Origin of the sequence: Aeromonas sp. HMWF014, from assembly GCF_963878295.1 — a bacterium.
Lineage (GTDB): Bacteria > Pseudomonadota > Gammaproteobacteria > Enterobacterales > Aeromonadaceae > Aeromonas > Aeromonas popoffii.
Genome location: NZ_CAWNYS010000177.1, coordinates 1 through 7,047 on the forward strand (window position 1 = coordinate 1; position 7,047 = coordinate 7,047).

At 59.0% G+C, this 7,047-nt stretch carries 7 protein-coding genes and 1 pseudogene; 6 read left to right on the forward strand and 2 right to left on the reverse strand.

From position 1 onward, the window contains the following. The 3 genes from AAC083_RS06860 to ttcA all read left to right on the forward strand — a co-directional run. Nucleotides 1-653: FNR family transcription factor (locus tag AAC083_RS06860; protein WP_108535423.1), on the forward strand; the 653-nt coding region annotated here is incomplete at its 5' end. Nucleotides 654-783: 130 nt separating this feature from the next. After that, entirely contained in the window at nucleotides 784-1,731 is a 948-nt protein-coding gene (gene uspE / locus AAC083_RS06865; protein ID WP_108535424.1) for a universal stress protein UspE, read from the forward strand. A gap of 82 nt (nucleotides 1,732-1,813) precedes the next feature. Next, a complete protein-coding gene (gene ttcA / locus AAC083_RS06870) occupies nucleotides 1,814-2,722 on the forward strand; it encodes a tRNA 2-thiocytidine(32) synthetase TtcA (protein WP_042037821.1) in 909 nt (302 codons plus the stop codon). A gap of 79 nt (nucleotides 2,723-2,801) precedes the next feature. Here ttcA and AAC083_RS06875 read toward each other — a convergent pair whose 3' ends face one another. Next, the gene (locus AAC083_RS06875) at nucleotides 2,802-3,482 is read right to left on the reverse strand and encodes a DUF2987 domain-containing protein (protein ID WP_108535425.1); all 681 of its coding nucleotides are present in this window, start codon (nucleotides 3,480-3,482) and stop codon (nucleotides 2,802-2,804) included. Between the two features lie 72 nt (nucleotides 3,483-3,554). Next, complete coding sequence (locus AAC083_RS06880; protein WP_181364590.1) at nucleotides 3,555-4,301, reverse strand: hypothetical protein; 747 nt, start codon at nucleotides 4,299-4,301, stop codon at nucleotides 3,555-3,557. Between the two features lie 592 nt (nucleotides 4,302-4,893). Here AAC083_RS06880 and rbsD point away from each other — a divergent pair. The 3 genes and pseudogenes from rbsD to rbsC form a co-directional block, all read left to right on the forward strand. Further along, nucleotides 4,894-5,313, forward strand: a complete 420-nt coding sequence (gene rbsD, locus AAC083_RS06885) for a D-ribose pyranase (RefSeq protein WP_042037825.1) — start codon at nucleotides 4,894-4,896, stop codon at nucleotides 5,311-5,313. Nucleotides 5,314-5,334: 21 nt separating this feature from the next. Continuing rightward, on the forward strand, nucleotides 5,335-6,870 hold the full coding sequence (gene rbsA / locus AAC083_RS06890) for a ribose ABC transporter ATP-binding protein RbsA (protein ID WP_108535427.1): 1,536 nt from the start codon (nucleotides 5,335-5,337) through the stop codon (nucleotides 6,868-6,870). Beyond that, nucleotides 6,867-7,047: pseudogene (gene rbsC, locus AAC083_RS06895) on the forward strand (ribose ABC transporter permease); the annotation flags it as partial. The gene rbsA and the pseudogene rbsC, both read left to right, overlap by 4 nt.

The window sequence follows — 7,047 nt, forward strand, 5'->3', positions numbered from 1 at the left end:
ACGACAGCGAACTCGATCAGCTCGACAGCATCATTGAGCGAAAGAAGCCGATCCAGAAGGGTGAGGAGCTGTTCAAAGCAGGCGATGAGCTGAAATCGCTCTACGCGATCCGTTCCGGGACCATCAAGTCATACACCATCACGGAACAAGGCGATGAGCAGATCACCGCCTTCCACCTCGCAGGTGATCTGGTTGGTTTCGATGCTATTCATAAGCATGCCCATCCCTCCTTCGCCCAGGCGCTGGAAACGGCCATGGTGTGCGAGATCCCGTTCGACGTGCTCGACGAGCTCTCCGGCAAGATGCCCAAGTTACGTCAGCAGATCATGCGACTGATGAGCAACGAGATCATGGGCGATCAGGAGATGATACTGCTGCTCTCCAAGAAAAATGCCGAAGAGCGCCTCGCCGCCTTCCTGCACAATCTGTCGGTGCGTTTCTCCGAGCGTGGCTTCTCCGCCAAGGAGTTTCGCCTCTCAATGACCCGCGGTGATATTGGCAACTACCTCGGCCTCACCGTCGAGACCATCAGCCGTTTGCTTGGCCGCTTCCAAAAGTCCGAGCTCATCAGCGTCAAGGGCAAGTACATTACCGTGCTGGATCATGTGGCCCTCGGTATCATGGCTGGCGCCACCCGTCCTCCCAGCGGTTAATCTCCCTTTGTTGCCGGATCGGTTTACGCTGAATTTTGATCCGGCACACGTCTCCTTCCCTCCTCCTGAGCTAAGCTGTAATGGCTAAAGGTCTGCCATAATTGGTATTTTTGCCAAGGAGGAGGAGAACATGGTCAAGTACCGAAAAATCCTGGTCGTTATCAACCCGGAAGAAGAACGGCAAATTGCCCTCGAACGTGCGGTCAAGGTGGCTGAGCTGGATGAAGGCGCTCAACTGACCCTGTTGCTCACCATTTACGACTTCTCGTACGAGATGACCGCCATGCTGTCGGTGGACGAACGGGAAGAGATGCGCCACGGCGTGATCGCCCAGCGCCGTGAATGGCTCGACGATATTCTGACCCCCTACCGTGCCAAGGGGCTGGACTGCGAGATCAAGGTGGTCTGGCACAATCGTCCCTTCGAATGCATCATTCAGGAAGTGCTGGAGAACCGCCACGATCTGGTGGTCAAGGCGACTCACCATCACTCGTTTCTGCAAACCTTCATCTTCACTCCGACCGATTGGCACCTGCTGCGCAAGTGTCCCTGTCCCGTCCTGCTGGTCAAGGAGGGCCACTGGCAACGGGGCGGCAACATCATAGCTGCCATCAATTGTTCCAGTGACGATCAGGAGCAGAAACTGCTGAACGAGCGGATCACGGAGGAAGGGATCGCCATCGCCGAGCTGCTCGGCTCCAACCTCTACCTGGTCAACACCTATCCCGGCACCCCGGTCAACGTGGCCATCGAACTGCCCGAGTTCGATCCCAACGCCTATAACGATGCCATTCGCAAGCACCATGAAAGCCTGCTGCTGAGCCATGCCGACAAATATGGGATCAGTCATCTGTGGACTCGGGTGGCGGAAGGTCTCCCGGAAGAGGTGTTGCCCGATCTGGCCGATAGCCTGCAGGCCACTCTGATGATCATGGGCTGCGTCGGTCGCACCGGCCTCTCTGCCGCCTTGCTCGGCAATACCGCCGAACATGTGGTGGATCGTCTCGCCTGCGACATGCTGATCCTCAAACCCGCCGATTACAGCAGCCCGGTAGACCGCCGGCGCAGTCAATCATAAGACGCCTTTCTTCCTGGCATCTTGCCCTCCCCCGGGACATGGCTATAATAACGCGCTTATTTGTGTCCCGGGTTTTACGAGCATGCTAGAAGAGCTGAACGCCAAAGATAAATACAGTTTCAACAAACTGCAGAAGCGCCTGCGGCGCAACGTAGGTCAGGCCATTGCCGACTTCAACATGATTGAAGAGGGCGACAAGATCATGGTGTGCCTGTCCGGTGGCAAGGACAGCTTCGCCATGCTCGACATCCTGATGAGCCTGAAGGCAAGCGCCCCCATCCATTTTGATCTGGTGGCCGTCAACCTGGATCAGAAACAACCCGGTTTCCCCGAACACGTGCTGCCAGAGTACCTGGCCACCCTGGGCGTTGACTTCAAGATCGTCGAGGAAGACACCTATTCCATCGTCAAGGACAAGGTGCCGGAAGGCAAGACCACCTGCGCCCTCTGCTCCCGTCTGCGCCGTGGCATTCTCTATCGCACCGCCCAGGAACTGGGTTGCACCAAGATTGCCCTCGGCCATCACAGGGACGACATACTGGAGACCCTGTTCCTCAACATGTTCTACGGTGGCAAGCTCAAATCCATGCCGCCCAAGCTGGTGAGCGATGATGGCAAGAACGTGGTGATCCGCCCGCTGGCCTACTGCAAGGAGAAAGACCTGGTGCGCTATGCCGAGGTCAAGGCCTTCCCCATCATCCCCTGCAACCTGTGCGGCTCGCAGGAGAACCTGCAGCGTCAGGCCATCAAGCAGATGATGCAGGATTGGGATCGCCGCTTCCCCGGCCGGATCGAGACCATGTTCACCGCCATTCAGGACGTGATCCCGAGCCACCTGCTCGATCACAAACTGTTCGACTTCAAGAGCATCAACCGTGACTCCGGCATCATTGATGGCGGTGACAAGGCGTTCGATCCACCTGAACTGCCCAAGGCGCCGCTGCTGGACATCGACGAGATGGACATGCTGGATGTGATTGAAGTGCGCTAAGCACGATAGACACACGCCCGCAGCAACAAAAAAGGAGCGCCTGGCGCTCCTTTTTTTAACTCACTGGCAAGCGGCTGGCTCACTCCTTGTGCAGCCAGGGGGTCAACCGCAGTATGTCACCCTGCAGTTGCAGCGTGCCCGCGGCGAAATCCGCCAGTTGCGCGTTGCTGAGCAATAGCTGCCCCCCTTGCCAGGAGAGCGGTTGCTGGCGGGCACCATCGACGAGATAGGCGGTGCCCGTCGGCTGTATCAGAGTCACCCGCACGCCCGCCATCTCGGGCAGGAAATACTTGCCAACCATGCCAGCCAGCTTACTCAACAGGGCTTGCATATCCTGCTGACGCCTGACCACCTCAGCCACCTTGAGATCCCACTGGCTGCCTGACACGGGCTGCACATCGGCCATCACTTGCACTGACAGATCGCAGGCCGTGTGTTCGTCGGTCAACCCCACCACCACGGTCGCCTTGTCCAGATTGAGATCGTCGTCGTAGGGCAGCCGCAGCTCGCTGTCTACCGTCACCTCGGCGGCCACGTCCCGATCCAGGGTCGAGACCCGAGCCGAGGTGAGCAGGCAGCGCTGGCCATTTTGCTGATCGGTCAGATAAAAGCCCAGCCTGGCGTGACCAAACTCCCCCTTGGCGAAGGTCTTCATCTGGCTGTAGAAGGTGCTGTACTGCAGATCCAGTGAAGGCTGCGCCAACCCCAGGGTGGGCAACAGCAGCAAGCCTGCCGCAGCGCCAAGTCGAGTCCTCTTCATATGCCATCCTTTTGCATTGCGCACTCATGATGCGCTGAAATATGCCTTTGCCATCGTCTGGCCTCAGACTCGCTAGGCATTGAAATGATCGGGGCCTTCGCTCACTTCCGTCACTTCCGTCACTTCGACCGCGACCCCGCACAGATCCCGATAGAGGATCCCCTTGCAGTTGAAGTAGAGGGGGGCCACCCAGATAAGGCCCAATCCCATGGGGATCAGCGCCAGGAAAAACAGTACCAACATGGCACCGTGCAGCAACACTATGCTGGGCCAGCCGCGGGCAAACAGCTTGAGCGACACCAGAATGGCCTGCACCGGCGACAAGCCGCGCTCCAGCACCAGCGGCACCGAGAACACCAATCCCATGCCGATCAACGCAGACGGGATGAAGGCCAGCACCACCGGCAGGCCCACCAGTTCAAACAGGGGGCCAAACAGGCTGGTGAGCATACTGCCGAGCAGACTCAGGCTGCCGAGACGCAGGAAGTGGCGAAAGAAATCGAAAACCTGGCTCGGGCGGGCACGCACACCGACCGACTGCTGCAATCCCAGCATGTCAAGGGACGAGGTCATGGGCGACATCATGATGGTGATAAGCAGGCTCAGCACCAGGGCTATGTCCATTCCCCCCTCCTGATTGAGGTGGGGGGCCAGCAGGGTATTGCTCAGCAATATCCAGATGGCTGTGACACCGACGATGGCCAGCAGCAGGCCGAAACCGGTGCGCCGCGTCTGTTGCCAACTCTCCTGCAATACCCCCTTGAGGTCGAGACGATATCCCTGACTCAGGGACTGTTCGAGGGAACCACCGATCCGCATTTTATTACTCAATTGACTATCCAACATCAGAGAAATCACTATTCAGGGAGCACATTATAGCGATTTGACCCGGCATGCGTAGCCGTTTTTCCCCTTATCTGCTGGCCAAAAAGTCTTTGATTTCATAAGGGGCCATCATCGCAGCCAACACAGCTTCCGTCCGGATCTGATCACAAACGCCAGTATGATGCTTCCCATCTGCATCAGCCGTCGGGTGCAGTCGTGGGGGTGCTCTCTCTGCCTTGGCCCGCCGCTGCGATGAGCGTTGGATGCTAGAAGGTGCCGCAAAAACATGCGCGATGGCGTGGCCATCGGCGAGTTCCCCAAGGGGGCGACCCACTATCAACAGATGCGGGCACGCCCCGGTGTGCAGCTAGCCCTCTGATCCCGCGATCTGTGGGTGCCAGTGCCCTGTCTGGCACCCTTTTCCCCTTCCCTATCCTCTGCATTGAGATCGTTTTCACATTTCTACCCTCTCACGGTGGATCGAACGCGCCTTAGGGCCTATCTTTTTCACATGACGCAACCGGTTGCGTAACCGGTTGCCTGGATGAACATCAGATATGCGGACGCGAGTCTGCCGAGGTGCTGTATGAAACGAGGCGTATTGCTCAATGCTCCCCTGAGCGCACTGGTGGCAAAGCTGGGCCACACCGACGAGATCACGGTCTGCGATGCAGGCTTGCCCATTCCGGCAGGCCCTGAGCGGATCGATCTGGCGCTGATGGCGGGCACCCCCAGCCTTGCAACCGTGCTGACCGCCCTGCTCACCGATCTGGTGGTGGAGAAGGTGATCATGGCGAGCGAGATCAAGCAGATCAGCCCCGCCGCCCATCAGGCACTGGTCGAGCAGATAGAGGCGCACGCCGCGGCCCAAGGCAAGCCCATCACCATCGAATACTGCCTGCACGAGGCGTTCAAGACCCGCTCCCGTCAGAGCAAGGCGATCGTGCGCAGCGGCGAGGTCACCCCCTACGCTAATATTATTCTCTGCGCCGGTGTGGCGTTTTAAGCCTCGTCAAGGAAGCTGCAAATGAGCACAACCTCCTCCTCGTCCCTTTCTCCCATTCTGGAGCTCACCGGGATCGTCAAGACCTTCCCCGGTGTGCGCGCCCTCGACGAAGCGGGTCTGCGGGTCTATCCGGGCCAGGTGATGGCACTGCTTGGCGAAAATGGCGCTGGCAAATCCACCCTGATGAAGGTGCTGACCGGCATCTATCAAGCCGATGCGGGCAGTGTCAGTTATCGCGGCCAGCCGGTCCACTTCAAGGGCCCCCGCGACTCCCAGGATCAGGGGATCAGCATCATCCATCAGGAGCTGAACCTGCTGCCGGAGTTGTCGATTGCCGCCAACATCTTCCTCGGCCGCGAACCCCGTACCCGTTTTGGCAACATCGATCACCCGCAGTTGCGCGAGCGCGCCAGCAGCCTGCTGGGCCGACTCGGCGTCAAGCACGGGCCGGATACAAGGCTTGGGGATCTGTCGATTGGCGAACAGCAGATGGTGGAGATTGCCAAGGCACTGTCGTTCGATGCCAGCGTCATCATCATGGATGAACCGACCGATGCGCTGACCGACACCGAAACCGAGCAACTGTTTGCGGTTATCCGCGAGCTACGCCAGCAGGGTTGCGGCATCGTCTACATCTCTCACCGTCTCAAAGAGATCTTCCAGATCTGCGACCGGGTCACCGTGCTGCGCGACGGCAAGTGGATCGGCGAGAAGGCGGTAAGCGATCTCGATGAAGACAAAATCATCGAGATGATGGTGGGTCGGCGGCTGGAAGAGCAGTATCCGCGCCTTGAGCGCGAGCTTGGCCCCGTCAGCCTGCAAGTGAAAGCACTGGCCGGTCCCGGTGTGCGCGGGGTGAGCTTCTCCCTGCGTCAGGGGGAAATTCTGGGCTTTAGCGGCCTGATGGGGTCAGGGCGCACCGAGCTGATGAAGCTCATCTACGGTGCCAGCCCCATCAGCGCCGGTGAAGTGGAAGTGGACGGCCACGCCCTGGTACCACGCAGCCCGGCCGATGGGCTGGCTGCGGGCATCGCCTATATCTCCGAAGATCGCAAGGGCGACGGGCTGGTGCTGGAACTCTCGGTGCGCGAAAACATGAGTCTGTGTGCCCTTGGCGAGTTCATCAGCCACGGCAAGATTGACGGTAAGGCCGAACGCCAGGCGGTGAGCGACTATGTGCGCCTGTTCAATATCAAGACCCCGAGTCAGGAGCAGCTGATCAAGCTGCTCTCCGGCGGCAACCAGCAGAAGGTCGCCATCGCCAAGGGGCTGCTGACCCGGCCCAAGGTGTTGATCCTCGACGAGCCGACCCGCGGCGTCGACGTGGGTGCCAAGAAGGAGATCTATCAGCTCATCAACCAGTTCAAGAAGGAGGGGATGAGCATCATCCTGGTCTCCTCCGAAATGCCGGAAGTGCTCGGCATGAGCGATCGCATCATGGTGATGCACGAAGGGCGCATCAGCGCAGAGTTCAACACCCGTGACGCCAATCAGGAGAAACTGATGGCGGCGGCAGTCGGTAAACAGTGGCAAGCAGAGCAAGAGGCATCCCAATGACAACCCAACCCCTTTCCCGCCGTGGCATCATGAGCAAGGCCTGGTGGATCGAGAACAAATCCCTGGTCGCCCTGCTGGTGCTGATCGGCGTGGTCTCGGCCTTAAGCCCCAACTTCTTCACCGCCGACAACCTGCTCAACATACTACGCCAGACCTCGGTCAATGCCATCATGGCGG

Coding starts and splice junctions, on each gene's coding strand:
- uspE (WP_108535424.1), top strand. CDS start 784: ATGGTCAAGTACCGAAAAATCCTGGTCGTTATCAACCCGGAAGAAGAA.
- ttcA (WP_042037821.1), top strand. CDS start 1,814: ATGCTAGAAGAGCTGAACGCCAAAGATAAATACAGTTTCAACAAACTG.
- AAC083_RS06875 (WP_108535425.1), bottom strand. CDS start 3,482: ATGAAGAGGACTCGACTTGGCGCTGCGGCAGGCTTGCTGCTGTTGCCC.
- AAC083_RS06880 (WP_181364590.1), bottom strand. CDS start 4,301: ATGCGGATCGGTGGTTCCCTCGAACAGTCCCTGAGTCAGGGATATCGT.
- rbsD (WP_042037825.1), top strand. CDS start 4,894: ATGAAACGAGGCGTATTGCTCAATGCTCCCCTGAGCGCACTGGTGGCA.
- rbsA (WP_108535427.1), top strand. CDS start 5,335: ATGAGCACAACCTCCTCCTCGTCCCTTTCTCCCATTCTGGAGCTCACC.